This window comes from Kitasatospora sp. NPDC050463 (assembly GCF_040655255.1).
Lineage (GTDB): Bacteria > Actinomycetota > Actinomycetes > Streptomycetales > Streptomycetaceae > Kitasatospora.
This window is the reverse complement of record NZ_JBFAJO010000027.1, coordinates 54,646-69,427: the sequence shown is the minus strand read 5'-3', so window position 1 is coordinate 69,427 and position 14,782 is coordinate 54,646. Positions and strand designations below refer to the sequence as shown.

General features: G+C 75.6%; 11 protein-coding genes. 7 read left to right on the top strand and 4 right to left on the bottom strand.

Annotated elements, in window-relative coordinates; all coding sequences use genetic code 11:
- Nucleotides 1–337: 337 nt before the first annotated feature.
- Complete coding sequence (locus AB0J08_RS18950; protein WP_360634916.1) at nucleotides 338–745, top strand: nuclear transport factor 2 family protein; 408 nt, start codon at nucleotides 338–340, stop codon at nucleotides 743–745.
- A 221-nt stretch (nucleotides 746–966) separates the two neighbouring features.
- Nucleotides 967–1,719, top strand: coding sequence for a hypothetical protein (locus tag AB0J08_RS18945; RefSeq protein WP_360634913.1), 753 nt, complete (start codon nucleotides 967–969; stop codon nucleotides 1,717–1,719).
- Nucleotides 1,720–2,026: 307 nt separating this feature from the next.
- Here AB0J08_RS18945 and AB0J08_RS18940 read toward each other — a convergent pair whose 3' ends face one another.
- Nucleotides 2,027–3,058 carry a saccharopine dehydrogenase NADP-binding domain-containing protein gene (locus AB0J08_RS18940; protein WP_360634910.1) on the bottom strand — a complete coding sequence of 344 codons (1,032 nt, stop codon included), beginning with the start codon at nucleotides 3,056–3,058 and terminating at the stop codon, nucleotides 2,027–2,029.
- A 101-nt stretch (nucleotides 3,059–3,159) separates the two neighbouring features.
- Here AB0J08_RS18940 and AB0J08_RS18935 point away from each other — a divergent pair, with 101 nt between their 5' ends.
- Together AB0J08_RS18935 and AB0J08_RS18930 are read left to right on the top strand one after the other, a co-directional pair.
- Entirely contained in the window at nucleotides 3,160–4,107 is a 948-nt protein-coding gene (locus AB0J08_RS18935; RefSeq protein WP_360634907.1) for a helix-turn-helix domain-containing protein, read from the top strand.
- 247 nt (nucleotides 4,108–4,354) lie between these two features.
- Nucleotides 4,355–4,792, top strand: coding sequence for a hypothetical protein (locus AB0J08_RS18930; RefSeq protein ID WP_360634904.1), 438 nt, complete (start codon nucleotides 4,355–4,357; stop codon nucleotides 4,790–4,792).
- Nucleotides 4,793–4,935: 143 nt separating this feature from the next.
- On the opposite strand, the gene AB0J08_RS18925 is transcribed toward AB0J08_RS18930, so the two are convergent.
- The 3 genes from AB0J08_RS18925 to AB0J08_RS18915 form a co-directional block, all read right to left on the bottom strand.
- Nucleotides 4,936–5,574: a hypothetical protein gene (locus AB0J08_RS18925; protein ID WP_360634901.1), complete on the bottom strand. Its 639-nt coding sequence runs from the start codon at nucleotides 5,572–5,574 to the stop codon at nucleotides 4,936–4,938.
- A gap of 135 nt (nucleotides 5,575–5,709) precedes the next feature.
- Complete coding sequence (locus AB0J08_RS18920) at nucleotides 5,710–6,144, bottom strand: VOC family protein (RefSeq protein ID WP_360634898.1); 435 nt, start codon at nucleotides 6,142–6,144, stop codon at nucleotides 5,710–5,712.
- Nucleotides 6,145–6,456: 312 nt separating this feature from the next.
- Nucleotides 6,457–7,347, bottom strand: a complete 891-nt coding sequence (locus AB0J08_RS18915; RefSeq protein ID WP_360634895.1) for an RICIN domain-containing protein — start codon at nucleotides 7,345–7,347, stop codon at nucleotides 6,457–6,459.
- Nucleotides 7,348–7,719: 372 nt separating this feature from the next.
- On the opposite strand from AB0J08_RS18915, the gene AB0J08_RS18910 reads away from it, so the two are divergent.
- The 3 genes from AB0J08_RS18910 (at nucleotide 7,720) to AB0J08_RS18900 (ending at nucleotide 14,780) form a co-directional block, all read left to right on the top strand.
- A complete protein-coding gene (locus AB0J08_RS18910) occupies nucleotides 7,720–8,361 on the top strand; it encodes a sigma-70 family RNA polymerase sigma factor (protein ID WP_360634892.1) in 642 nt (213 codons plus the stop codon).
- On the top strand, nucleotides 8,358–9,932 hold the full coding sequence (locus tag AB0J08_RS18905) for a hypothetical protein (protein WP_360634889.1): 1,575 nt from the start codon (nucleotides 8,358–8,360) through the stop codon (nucleotides 9,930–9,932). Before AB0J08_RS18910 ends, AB0J08_RS18905 begins: the two co-directional genes overlap by 4 nt.
- 282 nt (nucleotides 9,933–10,214) lie before the next feature.
- On the top strand, nucleotides 10,215–14,780 hold the full coding sequence (locus AB0J08_RS18900; RefSeq protein WP_360634886.1) for an FtsK/SpoIIIE domain-containing protein: 4,566 nt from the start codon (nucleotides 10,215–10,217) through the stop codon (nucleotides 14,778–14,780).
- The last annotated feature ends 2 nt before the right edge of the window (nucleotides 14,781–14,782 follow it).

Sequence of the window (14,782 nt, the reverse complement as noted above, 5' to 3'; positions counted from 1 at the left end):
AGGCCCGGACCGGTTGACCGGCAGCCGCCGTACCGCGATGCGGCGACCGGGGCGAGCGTGGTGACACGGCGTCATGTCACAGGCGGCCATGGTCGAGGCCCGGGTGGGCGGAGGACGGAGAACGTCGTGGCACAGCGGACGGGCGGGCCGATCGCCGTGGCTCTGAGGCTGGTGGCCCGGCTCGACGTCGACCTGCAGCGGTGCGCCAGCTCGCTCTGTCGCTGACGACCGGCCGGTCGTCCACCCCGAGACGATCCGGCCTTCGGCCGTCCTGCCTGCCTCCCGCCTTCTGCCAGCCTTCCCTGTCCTTCCCCGACTTGTCCGCCGAGGAGACCGTATGGCCACCGACCTGTCACCGTCCGACGCCGAGCAGATCCGCCAACTGCTCGCCCGCTTCTCGCACGCCTTCGACAACGCCGACACCAAGGCGCTGGGCGAGGTCTTCGCCACCGACGGGGTGCTGGAACTCGCCCGTACCGGTGCGGTGTTCAGTGGTCTGGAGAAGATCCGGGTGTTCAGCCGCGACCTCGGCAGCCGCTCTCCCGACCAGCACACCCTGGACAGCGTGCTCACCGCCGAGCCGGACGGCACCGTCCGGGGCCGCAGCCGCTACCTGGCGATCCAGTCGGACGGGACCGTCCACAACGGGGACTACTTCGACGTCTACGTCCGCACCGAGGACGGTTGGCGGATCGCCCGCCGCCGCTCCGTCCCGCGCTACCCGCTGCGCGCCGGAGAGGCGTAGGGCGCGGACACGCTGCCCGGGCGGGCGAGCGGGGCGGCGGGTGCCCGGGGCGGGTGCACCGGTACCCCTGCCGGACGGCAGGGGTACCGGGCTCTGACAGGTGTTCAGAACCTGCCGAACGGCACATGTGCCGCCCGGTGGTCAGGCGAGAAGCTGGACCCGTCAGCAAGGGAGCAGCCCCGGCCACGGGCCGGTAGGCGCGCCAGACGAGGGAGTTCGGCATGTCCGTCATCATCAACACCGCCCGGGTGAGGGCCACCACCGGGGCGATCGTCGTCACCGCGCTTCTTGTCGCCGTGGGCGGTTGCGCGTCCTCCTCGCCGGTCGCAGGTGCCGGGAGCGTGTCACCGACGGTGGGCACGTCCGGTTCCTCGGCCTCCCCCTCGCCGGGGGCGGGGGCACCGGCGGCGAGGGCGGGGGTGGGCGGCTCTGCGCGGATCACCTACGCCTACTCTCCCGACGACGACATACGCTTCACGTTCGAGGTGGAGGCCGTGCCGTTCAGCCGTCCCGTGCCGGGGGCGCCGCAGGGGCTGCCCTCCGATGCGCGCGGCACGGTGCGGATCTCGCACCACGTCGCGGCGCTGGACCGTACGGTGACGTCCGAGGCCGCGGTGGACTGCCTGCTGACCGGTGACCGAGCGGCCTCGTTCAGTGCCATCATCACCCGGGCAGACCCGGAGGTCGCCGACACCATCGGCAAGCGCCGGGGCTTCAGCGTCCTGGACGGTGGTTCACCGGAGCGCCCCGACCGGGTCGGGTTCTCCTGGGGCGTGGCGAACCTGGACACCGACGCCACCGGCGAGGCCGTCGAGGGCCGGGTCGGCACCTGCATGGCACCGGCCCCCTTCGCCCCGGTCGTCACGGGGGACTTCACCGTGCGGCCCGCCGAACTGCCCCCGCTCCCCGCCGCCCCGAGCACCCCGGCCGCCCCGAGCACGCCCGCCGGCCCGAGCACCCCGGCCGGTCTGTGAGCAGACCCCGGTCCCAGCCGGCTCCCGCTCTCCGCCGCCGATCCCCGGAGCGCCCGCATGAGCAACGCACGCACCCTCGGCTGCCCGGCCGACGACCTGCCGGCGCCACAGACGGCGGGTCCGTATCGACAGCCAGCCCTACCTGCTCGCGCAGCTCTCGGGCGGAGCGCGGCAAGTGGCGTCTCGCCGCGCTCGACGCCTCCGCCGGGCGCCGCCCATAGGACCGTGCGACCGGATCGGGGACGGCGAAGCGGCGACACGAGAGGACGCGGTCGCCCCCGTCGCGCCGAGGAGCCGTGCGCCGAGGTCAGTGCGAGAGCTCGATCGACAGGTACGGGCTCAGCGCCCGCAGGAAGTCCGCCGCGTCGAACATCGCGCCGGCCGAGGCGACGCCCGTGGTCCGGGTCCGCCCGGTCAGGATGCGGTCGACGGCCTCCACTGCCAGGGGCGCGGTGATCGCGTAGATGTCCTGGCCCCGGGCCGTGGCACGGCGCTCCACGCCATCCGCGGTGACCAGGACGTCGACCAGGAACGTCTGGTCCGACCGGCCCAGGTCGTCGACGGGCTGGGGTGCCGGCGTGTTCTCCCCGGCCAGGTCCCCCGCGGCCTCGACGGTCATGTAGGTGCGGACCTCGGGCACGGCCAGGTGGCTGGGCAGGGTCACGACGTCGGCCATCGTGAACTCCCCGATCACCGAGCGCCGGCCCAGCGGAGCGGGGAAGAGCCAGTCCTGTTCCCACGGCTTGTCGTCGTGGTACTGCAGTTCGCCGTCCGCGAACCGCACCCGGCGGCCCGCGCGGCGGTCGTGCGACACCACCCCGGCCTCCCGGGTGCCCGGGGTGGGGTGCCAGCTGTCCAGCCCGTAGGCGACGTGTGCGGTGTCCGCGGACGTCCACTCGCCCATCACCGCGGTCGCCAACAGGTCGCCCAGGCCGCCGTAGAAGGCCATCGCCGGGACCACCGGGACGCCGGCCTCGCGGGCCGCGTCCGCGTGGTCGGCGAACATCGCGACGTTGGCCTCGATCTCCGCGGCGACGTCGACGTAGGGGATCCCGGCCCGCAGGGCGGCCTCGACGACCGGGCCGCCCGTCACCGCGAAGGGTCCGGCGGCGTTCACGACGGCCGCCGCGCCGGCGAGGGCGCGGTCCAGCGACGCCGGGTCGTCCACGGTGGCCGGCCGGGGTTCCACGCCGGGCCACTCGGCCGCCAGTGCGTCCAGCTGGGCCGCGTTGCGCCCGGAGACGATCGTGGTGAAGCCGCGCCTCCGCAACTCGGCGACGATGAAGCGACCGGTGTGCCCCGTTGCCCCGTAAACCACCACTGCAGCCGTCGTGCTCATTGTCGCTTCCCCGTTCTCGTCGTTCTGTTGATGATCAGTCTGGCCGCCGACGGGACCGGACCGTGATGGTCCGGAACGACAACACCCGTACACTTTCGGACATGCCCACTGTCGCGCTGCCGACCGCCGGCCACCTGCTCCACTTCGAACTGGCGGTGGCCTACGAGATCTTCGGCAATCCCCCGCGCGAGGCCACGGACGGCTGGTACGAGGTGTTGCTCTGCGGGCCGGGGCCGGTCCGGGTCGGCCCGTTCACGGTCGAGCCCGACCACGGACTGGAACGCCTGGTGGAGGCCGACACGGTGATCGTGCCCGCCTGCGCCGACATCGACGATCCGCTGCCGGCGGAGCTGGTCGAAGCCGTGCGCGCGGCGCACCGGGCGGGTGCCCGGGTCGCCTCGCTCTGCACCGGGGCGTTCGTGCTCGGCGCCGCGGGCCTGCTGGACGGCCGGCGGGCCACCACCCACTGGGCCCACACAGAGGAGTTGAGCGCACGCCACCCGCTGGCCGAGGTCGACTCGGACGTCCTCTACACGGACAACGGCAGCGTGCTGACCTCCGCGGGCAAGGCCGCGGCCGTGGACCTCTGTCTGCATCTGATCCACCTCGACCACGGCGCGCGCATCGCCAACTCCGTTGCCCGTCGCCTCGTCATGTCGCCCCACCGGCCGGGCGGTCAGGCCCAGTTCGTGGCGACGCCGGTGCAGGCGACGGGCGACCACGTGCTGTCCAACCTGCTCGCCTGGGCCCAGCAGCGGCTGGACCGGCCGTTGACGGTGACCGACCTGGCGCGGAAGGCCAACACCAGCCCGCGCCATCTCGGACGGCAGTTCCGCTCGGTGCTCGGGCAGACGCCGATCCAGTGGCTGCTGAACCAGCGCGTGCGGCGCGCCCAGGAGTTGCTGGAGGCCACCGACGAGAGCATCGAGGCGGTGGCCCTCGCCACCGGCATGGGGACCGCCACGACGCTGCGGCGCCAGTTCAAGCGGATCGTCGGTGTCCCGCCCAACAGCTACCGGCACTCGTTCCGCAGTGCGAACCCCGGCTGACCGGTCCGGACGCGGCGCAACCTCCGCCCGCCCGAAGAGGGTTCGGGGACATCGGGGGCGGGGGGTGACTGGAGGGCTCATGACAGGTCGTTCAGGTCAATCGGTGGCCGATACCGATGAGTGGGGAGCCCTTCGTACCGGAATCGGATGTCACATGCCATGGGCACTGCCATGATGCCGTCAGAACGATGTGACATTGCACATTGCTCTCGCCGTGCGTCGAGGGCAATGACGAGGGAGGGACCCGATGAAGAGTCTTACCGCTGTACTGGCCACCGCCGCGACCCTGGCCACGCTCGCCACCGCCCAGCAGGCCGTCGCCGCGCCCGTCGCCGGCCCGGTGGGTGCCACCGTGACCTGCGGCAGCCCGGGTGCGCCCGGCTTCCTGCTGACGAGGGCCTGCGTCGAGGTGACCGGCAACCAGGTGTACTTCTACGGCCAGGCCACTCCCACCAACCCGGCCTGGCAGCCGCAGCAGGTCGGGTTCAGGGTCTCGGGCACCGTCGTCGGCAGTGCGCCGATCGCCCCCGTCGCCCTGACCACCCTCGTGACGGCGGGCGGGACGCGCGTCGGCGGTGTCACCGCCACCGCGCCGTGCGGCTCGACGGTGGTCGCCAACTTCTCGGTGGACCAGTGGGGCTGGCCCACCTCGGACGCGACGGTCTCGGCCGTCGTGACCTGCTGACCGAAGCCGGCAGCAGTACCGGGCAGGCCGGTGCGGGCGGGGGCGGCGGCCTCCACCCGCACCGGCCGTTCCGCCTCGTACGGGCCGCGTCGTAGGGGCCGCGACCCGCCGATCGGGCCACGCCTGCGGGCCCGGCCCGGCGGCTACTGAGGCGTCCGCCGGCCGAGCAGTGTGCGGACCTCGGTGCGCAGACGGAACCAGCCGCCGGCTCCCGCGACGGCGCCGGCGACGAGGGCGGCCACGGTGTGGCCGATGAGGGCGAACAGCGGATGGTCGGCGATCTCGCCGGTGCGTGGACTCATCCACATCGACACGCGCCGGCCGTCCGGGTGGACGTCGGAGTCACGCCGTTCGGTGCGCTCGCCACCGTCGAACGTCCAGCGGTAGACGCAGGTGTGGTGGTCGAAGCCGATGGTGTCGGGGGAGTCGAACGAGCCCTCCAGTCGGCAGTCGGTGACCTCGGCGGTGATCGACTGCGGGGTTCGCACCCAGTCGCGGATGCCGGTCGCGGCGATGTCCGCCGCCGACGCGCCGAGCCAGAGCGCGAGGGTGAGCAGGAAGGTGGCCACCGTGCCGAGCGAGATCCGGTCGCCGCTCGGCAGGCCGAACGAGGCGGCCACCGCCACCAGCAGGCCGACCGCGCCGGTGATCCAGAGCGGGAGGACGGGCAGCGGGGCGAGCGGCGACCCCCAGGACCAGAAGAACAGCGCCCCGCACACCGCGCCGGTCAGTGCTCCCGCCACGGTGAGTGCGCGCCAGTGGAGCGATCGGTCGTCTTCCATCGGATCCCCCTTGCCGTGCCGCCGGGTCCACCCCGTCCATGCTGCCCCGCACGGAGCCGCTCGACCGGCCGCCCGGCGCGCGGCCCGCACACCGGGCTGCCCCGACCGCCGGTCTGATGCCGTGTTCGCGGCCGCTCAGTCGAGGCAGAACTCGTTGCCCTCGATGTCCTGCATCACCTGGCACGACTCGTTCTCGTCATCGGCGAGCAGAAGTTGCCCGCGTACCGCGCCGAGCGCGACGAGTCGTGCGCACTCGGCCTCGAGCACGGCCAGGCGCTCGTCCCCCACGAGCCCGGTGGCGATCCGGACGTCGAGGTGCACCCGGTTCTTGACGACCTTGCCTTCGGGTACCCGCTGGAAGAACAGTCGCGGCTCCGTACCCGTGGGGTTGATTGCCGCGAATGCCGGACCCTGATGCCCGGGCGGCTGCGCGCGATCGAACTCGTCCCAGGTGGCGAACCCCTCCGGGGCCGGCGGCACGACGTACCCCAGCACCTCGCGCCAGAAACGGGCGACGCGCTCGGGGTTCGCGCAGTCGAAGGTGATCTGGACCTGCTTGATCGACGCCATCGGTCCATCGTAGAGGTGAGTCTTCCGTCGCCTCCAGGGGCCCCGTCCTGGTCGGGGCGTGGCGCGATGCGGCCGACTCCTGGCGACGGGTGGGGTCTTGAGCGATCGGATGACGATCCTGACGAAGCCTCACCGGAGGAGGCGGCGGCGGACGTGGGGAACGTCGCACGGACGCGACGCGTCCGCCCCGGCGGCAGGGCCGGGGCGGAGGCGGGCAGGCGGTTCGAGGCGGGCGGGTGCCGGGGGCGGTGCGGGCGGGCCGGGACCCGGCGGGGCAGGTGGACGGTGGCGATCGGCGGGGCGGCCGGCGGATCAGCGCACGTACCACTTCTGGTTGGTGGTGCCGGCGCAGTCCCACAGCTGCAGAGGGGTGCCGGCCCCGGTGCCCAGGTCCTTGGCGTCCACGCACTTGTCGGCCTGCGGGTTGACGAGGTCCCCGGCGCCGGACAGGACGAACCGCTGGGCCGGGCCGTTGTTGCAGTTGGCCACCTGGATCGCCGCGCCGCTGGCCACCGACCCCCAGGCGACGTCCATGCAGAGACCCTGGGCGCGGACCGTGCCGTCGGGGCGGAAGTCCCAGGTCTGCCAGGCGCCGCCGGCGCAGTCCTGGAGCTCCAGCCGGGCGCCGTCCGTGACGTTGCGGGCGATCGCCCCGATGCACCGCTCGGAGGCCCGCCCGGCGATCGGTCGGCCGACCGCCGGCGGTGCGGCCACGGGCGCGGGCGGTGCGGCCGGCGCGGGCGCCGCCGGTGCGGGTGTGGCCGGCGCGGGGGCGGCCGGGGCCGGCGCGGCGGGTGCCGGCTGGGCCGACGGAGCGGACTTGGCGGCCGGGGCGGACGGCGCGGGTGCGGCTGCGGCGGTGCGGTACACGGTCGGCCCGGGCGCGGCCGGGGCCGGTGGGGCGGCCGCCTCCTCCGGCGCCGGGGGCTGGACGGTGACGGTCGCGGCCGGATCGGATGCCGGCTCCGCCGGCGGGGGAGCGGTGGCCGCCTGGTCCACCGGTGCCGCGGCCGTGGTCTCCGGGGCGGTCGTGGCCGGGCCGGAGGGCGCGGCCGAGGCGGCATCGGTGACCGGCGCCTGACCGGCGCCCACGGGCGCCCGGTGCGGGTCGTGGTCCGGCAGCTGCGCCGTGCCGAACGCGACGGCCCCCACCAGTGCGGCGGCCGCGGCGGTCGCGCCCCAGACCCGTGCACCCGGCACCATCCCCCGGGGTGGTGAGGGGGTACGCCGCGCGAAGGTGTCGGCGAAACGGTCGACGGGCTGCGGTCGCGTCGACGGGAGATCGGACGGGGACACCGGGGGCCTCCAAGGAGTGTGCGACAGCGGACGGAAGGCTCCTCCGTCAACACCACGGCGATGTGAACGCCCCACGCGCAGGACATGACGATTGGTCAACTCGGCGACCAACTTGTTCGGTTGGGCACAATGACGTGAACTTCTGTTCACTCTGTGATGGGTTGGTGGCCGAGTGGCGCCACTACCGTGACCACCGGTCGGGGCTGCGCGCCACGCGCATGACAGGGGGGCTCCGCCGCTGCCGCTCACCGCGTGATCAGGGAAGAGAAGAGCAGTGTCATGGAGTACAGCGCCTCGACAGCCCTCCGACGGTCCGAGGGTGGGTCCGAACGCCTGTCCGCCGAACGACGATCGGTGCCGCCGGTGCCTGCCGTCCCCGACGGAACTGCCCCCGACGGAACTGCCCCCGACGTCCGGGCCGAACTCCTGCTGGCCGAACGCGAGAGCCTGCACCGGTTCATCACGGGTCTGATCCGTCAGGACCCGTACCACGTGGAGGACATCGTCCAGGAGACCCTGCTGCGCGCCTGGCAGGCGGGCGACAGTCTCGACTGGCATGACCGGCCGATCCGGCTCTGGCTGTTCCGGGTCGCCCGTCGCCTGGTCATCGACGACTGGCGCAAGGACCGTACCGTCCCGGTCGGCATCGCCGCCGAGGGCTTCCCCGCCGCCGACGCGGTCGCCGACCGTACGGCGCAGGTGCTGGACCGCCAGGTGCTGGTCGAGTCACTCCGCTCCCTCGACCGGGTCCATCAGGAGGCCGTCGTACGCGTCCATCTCCTCGGCCAGAGCGGGGTCGACGCGGCCCGCGCCCTGGGCATACCGGGCGGGACGCTGAAGTCCCGGACGCACTACGGGGTGCAGGCCCTTCGCCGGCACCTCGCCGACCGGGGCGTCCTCGCCCGGGGAGTCGCCTCGTGACCGCCGCAGCCGCACCCGCCTCGACCCTCGCCCTCGCGGTGCCCCGGGGTGCGCCCGGGCTGATCGGCCTGGGCGGGCTGCTGCTTCTGCTCGCCGTCCTCGCCCACCTCGCCGTCCGGCGCGGCGGCGGGTGGAGGGCGGCGCGGCGCAGGGCGCGGCGCGAGGTCGCTGCCACGGGCGCCGCGTTCGCCGCACCCGTCCGGGCACACCTGCGCTTCCGCCGCGACGTGCGGCTCGTCCTGCGGCTGCTGGGCGGCCGGGAGGGCTGGGCCGACGCGGAGCGGGCGGTCCTGAACGCCGGGCTGGTCCCGGACGTCCGGCCGTACGCGGCGCTGCTCGGCCCGGCCCTGGTCGGGGTGCTGGTGGCCTGCGGGCCCGGCACACCGCCGCAGCCGCCGGAGCCCTGGACCGTGGACGACGCCGACCCGCGGCTCTGGTGGATCGCCCGGGAGGACGTGGCCACGTCCCCGACCGGGGTGGGGCGGGCCGCGCCGCTGCTGGCCGTCCTGGGCACCGACGGGCGGCACGCCGTCCTGCTCGACCTGGCCGACGGACCCGCCGTCCTGGAGTTCGGCGGCGAGCGGGGTCTGGCCCGGGCGGTGCTCCAGGCCGTGGCGGCGCAGCTGGACACCCGGCTGCCGGTCGGCGCGGTCACCGTGGCCGACGGCGTCCACCCCCAGCACCATGGCCCCGATTCGGCCGCCGCCCTGGTGGCGGCCGAGCGGGCGGCCGCCGGTGGGCACCAGGCGTTCGCGGTCTGCGCCACGGTCGTGGACCAGGAACGTCCGGCGGCCGGGGTGCGCGTCCTGACGCTCGGCGGGGCCAGGGGTACCGCGAGACTGCTGACGGCCGACCGGGACGGGCTGCGGATCCGGGGCAGCGGGCTGCGGGTCGAGGCCGTGGCGCTGGCCAGGGCGACCGCACGGATCCTGCCGAGCCTGCCGCCGCACCCCGCGTTCGACGCCGCTCCGGCGGACGACGCCGACCTGGTCGAGCCGGACCTGGTCGGGCAGGACCTGGTCGGGCAGGAGCCGGTTGAGCCGGACCGGACCGAGCCCGCCCCGGACGAGCCGGAGCGGCCGGTCGCGCCCGGGACGGCTGCGGCCGCCGCGTCTCCCGCGGTCGGGCCGGCGCCCCTTCCGGCGCCCGCACCCGTGCTTCCCATGCCCGCCGCCCCCGAGCCCGTCGATCCCACACCCTCGCCGCCGCCGGGACCCGCGGCGCCCCCGGCGGTCGTGGAACCGGCCCCGTTCCGGGTCGGTCCGGTGGCCCCCGCCCCGGACCGGGACAGCCCGGTGCAGGCCGGATGGCAGCGGTTCGCCCGGCGCACGCCCGGCGTGGACGGGGCCGCAGCCGCAGCCACTCCGCAGGGCATCGAGGACCCGGTGGCCTCGGGGGTCCGGAGCCGGCTGGGCCGCCTGAGCCCGGTGAGCGGCTCGGACGAGGGGGCGTTCGGCCCCGTCCGCGCACCAGCCGCCCGGCCCCCGGGCGAGCCGCCGGAGGTGGACGACCTGGCCGAGCCGGACCGCGCCACGCGCGGCCCCGGGGTCTCCGCCGCCGTCGCGGACTGACCGGCCGGCCGGGGCGCCTCCCGGCCGGCCCACCGGCCGCCGACCTGCACCGCACCGACCTGCACCGACCTGCACCGCGCCCGACCTGCACCGCACCGACCCGTACCGCGCTGGACCCGCACCGACCTGCACCGCGCCCGACCTGCACCGCACCGACCCGTACCGCGCTGGACCCGCACCGACTCGCACCGCGCCCGACCTGCACCGCGCCCGACCCACCGCGTCCGATCCCCGCCCCCGCCGCCGAGTCCCCGTCGAGCCCGACCCCCTGGAGAACACCCGGTGAAGCTCACCGTCACCCTCGTCGACGCCGCCGACCGCCGCCGCGACCACGTGCTGGACCTGGCACCGTACGCGACCGTCGGTGAGCTGGCCGCCGCGGTGGACCGCGACCCGTCCGGGCCGCAGACCCCCCGTCAGGAGGCCGGTCGGGCCGGCGGGGTGGAGGCGTTCCTGGCGGAGGAGGGCTCGGCCCCGCCGCGCGGACTCCACCTGGGGTCCGCGCCGCTGGACCCGGAGGCCCTGGTCGCGGAGTCCGGGGTGGTCGAGGGCACCGTCCTGGGGCTCGGCGCACCCGTCCGGGCCCCGGACCGGATCAGGATCCCCCCACCCGACGGCCCGTCCGACGGTCCGGCGCACCTGGAGCTGCACCTGGTCTCCGGCCCCGGCGCCGGGCAGACCTGGCGGCTGGGGCCCGGCAGTCACGAGATCGGCTCGGATCCGGCCTGCGCTGTCCGGCTGCGCGGCGCCGACGTCCCGGCCGGCGGCCTCTGGCTGACCGTCGGCCAGGACGGCTCCGCGACCTGGCACCGGACGGCCGGCGCCCCGGGCGAGGTCCGCAGCTGCACCCCGGGCCCGCCCCCGGCCCCCGGCGCCGAACCCGCCCCCGCCGCACCCGCCCCGCGGCACGGGGTCGTCACCGCCTGGCCGCTCGGCGGTGACGTCGCGGTAGGCGCGGCGCTGCTGCGCCTCGTCGAGCCCGTCGAGCCGGACGCCGCCGTGGTGCCCTCCGCGGACGGCGTCGGCGTGGACTACAACCGCCCGCCGCGGATCGCCCCGCACCTGGACGCCGAGCGGCTCCGGCTGCCGCTGCCCCCCACGGCGCCCGCCCGGCGCCCGTTCCCGCTGTTGCTGATGCTGGCGCCGGTGGTGCTCGGCATGGTGATGGTCGCGGTCTTCCATTCGTACTTCTACCTGGTGTTCATCCTGTTCAGCCCGGTGATGGCGCTTGCCAACTGGATCGGCGGCAGGCGCAGCAACCGCCGGCAGCACGAGCAGGACGAGGCCCGCTACCGGGCCCGCCGCCGGACGCTGGAGCGGGAGATCCGGGTGGCGGCCGACCGCGAGCGGGAGGTGCGCGGCCTGGCCGGGCCGGACCCGGCGACGGTCGGGCTCACCGCCGTCGGCCCCGGCAGCCGGCTCTGGGAGCGGCGTCGCCGCGACCCGGACCACCTGGTGCTGCGGCTCGGCACGGTCGACCAGCCGTCCGTGAAGGAGCTGGACGACCCCGCCCGCGACGAGAACCACCGGGCGGTGCGCTGGAACATCCCGGACGTGCCGATCGGTGTCGAGGTCGCCGAGCACGGCGTGGTCGGCGTGGCGGGCACGGAGGAGCCCGTCCAGGCGCTCGCGCGCTGGCTGGTGGCCCAGTCCGCCGTCCTGCACAGTCCGCGCGACCTGCGCGTGGTGGTCCTCTCCGACCAGGCCCGCGCGGACGGCTGGGCCTGGGTGCGCTGGCTGCCGCACCTGCGCCCGGCGGCCCCGGGCGGCCCGCTGGTGTCCATCGGCAACGACCCCGAGTCGACCGCGAACCGGATCTCCGAACTGGTGGCCCAGATCCAGGCCCGGCAGCGGGTGCTGGGTTCGTCCATGGGCAAGGCGATGTTCAACGAGCCGGACGTGCTGGTGATCGCGGACGGCGCCCGGCAGCTGCGCGAGGTGCCGGGGATGGTGCAGGTGCTCACCGACGGCCCCCGGGTGCGGGTGTTCAGCGTCTGCCTGGACACCCAGGAGCGGCTGCTGCCGGAGGAGTGCAGCACCGTCGTCCTGGCCGCCGGCCACCGGCTCACCGTCCGCCGCACCGGCGCGCCGGACCTCACCGACGTCCGCGCGGACCTGGTCGACGCCGACTGGTGCGAGCAGGTCGCCCGGGCCCTGGCGCCGGTGCGGGACGTCAGCCCCGAGCACGACGCCGGGCTGCCGCAGCAGGTCAGGCTGCTGGACCTGCTGCGGCTCGAACCGCCGGACCCGGACCAGCTGCTGGCCCGCTGGCGCCGACGGCCCGCGTCGACCGCCTTCCTGCTCGGTACCGGCTACGACGGGCCGCTCACCCTGGACCTGGTCCGCGACGGCCCGCACGCGCTGGTCGCCGGCACCACCGGCTCCGGCAAGTCGGAGCTGCTCCAGTCCTTCGTCGCCTCGCTGGCGGCCGCCAACCGGCCGGACGAACTGACCTTCGTCCTGGTCGACTACAAGGGCGGCTCGGCCTTTCGCGAGTGCGCCGAACTCCCGCACACCCTGGGCATGGTGACCGACCTCGACGCCCACCTGGTGGAGCGCGCGCTGGCCTCGCTGGGCGCCGAGCTGCGCCGCCGCGAGCGGCTGCTGGCGGAGGTCGCGGCCAAGGACCACCCCGAGTACCGCTCCAAGCGGCTCGCCGACCCGGGGCTGCCGCCGCTGCCGCGACTGCTGCTGGTCATCGACGAGTTCGCCACTCTGGTCCGGGAGGTGCCGGACTTCGTCCCCGGGCTGATCGGGATCGCCCAGCGCGGCCGCTCGCTCGGTATCCACCTGGTGCTCGCCACCCAGCGCCCCTCCGGCGCGGTCACCAGCGACATCCGCGCCAACACCAATCTGCGGATCGCGCTGCGGGTCACCGACTCGACCGAGAGCCAGGACATCATCGACACCTCCGAGGCCGTGCACATCCCCGCCTCCGCCCCCGGGCGGGCGCTGGTGCGCCTCGGGCACCGCTCGACCGTGCCGTTCCAGGCCGCCTGGGCGGGCGCCGCCCGGCCCGGGGCGGACGCCCGGGGGCCCGCCGCTGCGCCGCGCCGCGCGGGCGGCGCGGTGCGTGCCGTCGAACTCTCCTGGACCGGACTCGGCCGCCCGGTCGCGCTGCCGGCGGCGGACGTCGACCCCGGCGCGCCCACCGCCCCGGCCCCCACCGACCTGCAGGCCCTGGTGGACGCCCTGATCGAGGCCGCGGCCGGGCTGGACGACTTCGTGCCGCAGCCCAGCCCGTGGCTGCCCGCCCTGGCGGAGGAGGTCCGGCTCGACGAACTGGTGGCGCTGCTGCCCGAGTACGAGGGCCGCGGCATCCCGCCGATCCCCTACGCCCTGGAGGACGTCCCGCAGCTCCAGGAGCGCCGGGTCGCCACCGCCGACCTGGCCACCTTCGGGCACCTCTACGTGGTCGGCGCGCCCCGCTCCGGCCGGACGCAGGTGCTGCGCACCCTGGCCGGTTCGGCCGCCCGCACCGCCTCCTCGGCCGACGTGCACCTCTACGGCATCGACGCCGCCGGCGGGGGCCTGGCCGCGCTCACCGCCCTGCCGCACTGCGGGGCGGTCGTCTCGCGGCACGACCTGGAGCGACTGGAGCGCCTGCTGCACCGGCTCACCAGCGAACTGACGAAGCGTCAGGAGTTCTGCAGCGAGCGGAACGCGGCCGGTCTGAACGAGCTGCGCGCCGTGCTGCCCGCAGCGGAGCGGCCCGCGCACATCCTGCTGCTGATCGACGGCTGGGACGCGCTGGCGGGCCTGCTCGACGACCACGACAACGGGCGGCTCGCGGACGTCGTCACCCGGCTGCTGCGCGAGGGCGCGGCGGTCGGGATCCACGTGGTCGCCAGCTCGGAGCGCTCCCTGCTCGGCGGCCGGCTGGCCGCGCACAACGACCATAAGCTGCTGCTGCGCCAGGGCGACCGCAACGACTACCAGCTGGTCGGCCTCTCGCCGAGCAAGGTGCCCGGCGCGGTGCCGGCCGGGCGCGGCTGGCACGTGCTGAGCGGCACCGAGACCCAGGTCGCGCTGCTCGCCCCCGGCGCGGGTGGCCAGGAGCAGGCCCGCGCGCTGGCCGCGATCGGCGTCGAGACCGCCCGCCGGGACGCCAAGGTACCCGTCTCCCGGCGGCCGTTCCCGGTTGCCGCGCTGCCCCGGTCGGTCGACTTCGCCGAGGCCTACGAGACGGTCGGGCCCGAGCTGCGCCGCCCGATGTGGGGCCTGCTCGGGCTGGGCGGCGACGACGCGGGCCCGGTGGGCGTGGACTTCGCCGGCACGTCGGCGGCGTTCGCGGTGCTCGGCCCGCCCGGATCGGGCCGCAGCACGGTCCTCGCCTCGCTGGCGGTCTCCCTGCTGGCCGGCGGTACCTCGCTGGTGGTGCTGACCCCGCGGCACTCGCCGCTGCGGGCGCTGGCCCGGCACGCCCGGGCACGGGTGCTCACCGAGCCGGACCCTTCGCCGCAGGACGTCCAGGCGGCCCTCGACGGGCTCGACGGGCCCAGGGTGGTGGTGGTCGACGACGCCGACCTGCTGGCGATGCCGGCCTGTGACCGGATCCTCAAGGACATCGCCGCGTTCGGCCGCGACCGCGGCCTCGGACTGCTCTACGCCGGGCCGGCCGACGCCCTCCAGGTCGCGATGGGCAGCTGGGTGACGGCCGCCAAGCGGGCTCGCCGGGGGCTGCTGCTGGCACCCAAGAGCCTGCAGGAGGGGGACATGATCGGCGTCCGGCTGCCGGTGCACCTCATCCGCACCACCCCGTCGGTCGGCCGGGGCTGGACCACCGGCCGGGCCGGGGAGCCGATGGCCGTGCAGGTGCCGCTGACGGTGCTGCGCGCGGAGGGCTGAGC

Coding starts and splice junctions, on each gene's coding strand:
- AB0J08_RS18930 (WP_360634904.1), top strand. CDS start 4,355: ATGAAGAGTCTTACCGCTGTACTGGCCACCGCCGCGACCCTGGCCACG.
- AB0J08_RS18945 (WP_360634913.1), top strand. CDS start 967: ATGTCCGTCATCATCAACACCGCCCGGGTGAGGGCCACCACCGGGGCG.
- AB0J08_RS18920 (WP_360634898.1), bottom strand. CDS start 6,144: ATGGCGTCGATCAAGCAGGTCCAGATCACCTTCGACTGCGCGAACCCC.
- AB0J08_RS18935 (WP_360634907.1), top strand. CDS start 3,160: ATGCCCACTGTCGCGCTGCCGACCGCCGGCCACCTGCTCCACTTCGAA.
- AB0J08_RS18940 (WP_360634910.1), bottom strand. CDS start 3,058: ATGAGCACGACGGCTGCAGTGGTGGTTTACGGGGCAACGGGGCACACC.
- AB0J08_RS18910 (WP_360634892.1), top strand. CDS start 7,720: ATGGAGTACAGCGCCTCGACAGCCCTCCGACGGTCCGAGGGTGGGTCC.
- AB0J08_RS18915 (WP_360634895.1), bottom strand. CDS start 7,347: ATGGTGCCGGGTGCACGGGTCTGGGGCGCGACCGCCGCGGCCGCCGCA.
- AB0J08_RS18950 (WP_360634916.1), top strand. CDS start 338: ATGGCCACCGACCTGTCACCGTCCGACGCCGAGCAGATCCGCCAACTG.
- AB0J08_RS18925 (WP_360634901.1), bottom strand. CDS start 5,574: ATGGAAGACGACCGATCGCTCCACTGGCGCGCACTCACCGTGGCGGGA.